The organism is bacterium, assembly GCA_030654305.1.
In the GTDB taxonomy this organism is placed as follows: domain Bacteria; phylum Krumholzibacteriota; class Krumholzibacteriia; order LZORAL124-64-63; family LZORAL124-64-63; genus PNOJ01.
This window is the reverse complement of the sequence record JAURXS010000480.1, coordinates 1-1,176: the sequence shown is the minus strand read 5'-3', so window position 1 is coordinate 1,176 and position 1,176 is coordinate 1. Positions and strand designations below refer to the sequence as shown.

The 1,176-nt window shown below is 73.6% G+C and carries 2 protein-coding genes; both read left to right on the top strand.

Annotated elements, in window-relative coordinates:
• Positions 1-202: hypothetical protein (locus Q7W29_13700; protein MDO9172875.1), on the top strand; the 202-nt coding region annotated here is incomplete at its 5' end.
• A gap of 301 nt (positions 203-503) precedes the next feature.
• A partial coding sequence (locus tag Q7W29_13695) for an anthranilate synthase component I (GenBank protein ID MDO9172874.1) occupies positions 504-1,176 on the top strand: 673 nt, incomplete at its 3' end.

Here is a 1,176-nt window from a genome sequence, read left to right as displayed (position 1 = left end):
GGCGCCGCCCTGGGCGGTGCTGGCCACCGTCCCCGCGGCGGGAGCCGACGATGCGACGCGGACCCTGGTGCCGGTGGCCGCGGGCCTGACGGCGCGCGGCGGGCGCGCGCTGGCCCACGTCTGCCGCCCCGGCGCCTGCGGCGCCCCGACCTCGGATCCCGAGGCGTTCGCGCGGCAGCTGCTCGCCGGCTGGAGCCGCTGAGACACGACGCGGACTTGACGGCGACCGGAAATGGGAGTAAGCTCATCCGACGATCGCGGTCCAGCCGGCCGTAGGTCGACGGAATCAACAGCTCAGGATCGGGAGTCCAGCACAGATGCGCAGCCTCACCGCACGGACCGTCCTCGCCCCCAGCCGCCGATGGCGGTCGTGGCGTGGCACGACGAGTGCGGAAGGTCGGCTGTGCGGAGGAACGGACCGGTAACCCCGGACCTACCCCGATCCACTCAGGCCCACCATCCGCCGATGGTGGGTTTTTCATTTGCGTGACGACGGAGGGACGATGGACGCCACGACACAGCCAGGCTCGACCCGGCTCCGAACACCTCAACTCCGAACACCCCGGCGGCGCCGCATCCCCGCCGATCTGGACACGCCGGTCTCGGCGTACCTGAAGCTGGCGCCGCTGGGTGCGTGCTTCCTGCTCGAGAGCGTGGAGCGGGGGATCCAGCTGGGCCGCCACTCCTTCGTCGGCATCGGCCCCTGCACCACGATCACGCTGCGCGACGGTGTCGCGACGGTGTCGCGCGACGGCGTCGAGCGCCGCGAGCCGGTCGACCCTGGCGACGTCTTCGCTCCGGTCCGCCGCGAGCTCGCGTCCCTGGACCTGCCGCCGGACCTGGACCTGCCGGCCCCGTTCGGCGGCGCGGTGGGCGTCATCGCCTACGACTGCGTGCGGCACTTCGAGCAGGTGCCGCTGCCCGAGCACGGCTGGCTGGACGCGCCCGACTACCACTTCGTCATCCCGACGACCCTGGCGGTCTTCGATCACGTCAAGAGCGAGATCGAACTGTGGACCTTGGCGCCGGCCGAAGGGGCGGCGAACCTGCAGGCGGCCGACGCGCAGCTCGACCGGCTGCTGGCCGCCCTGGCCGCGCCCCTGCCCGCCCTGCCGGCGCCGGCGGCGCCGCCCGCGGCGCCTTCGGCCCCCGCGTTCTCGGTCACCCGCGAGCAGT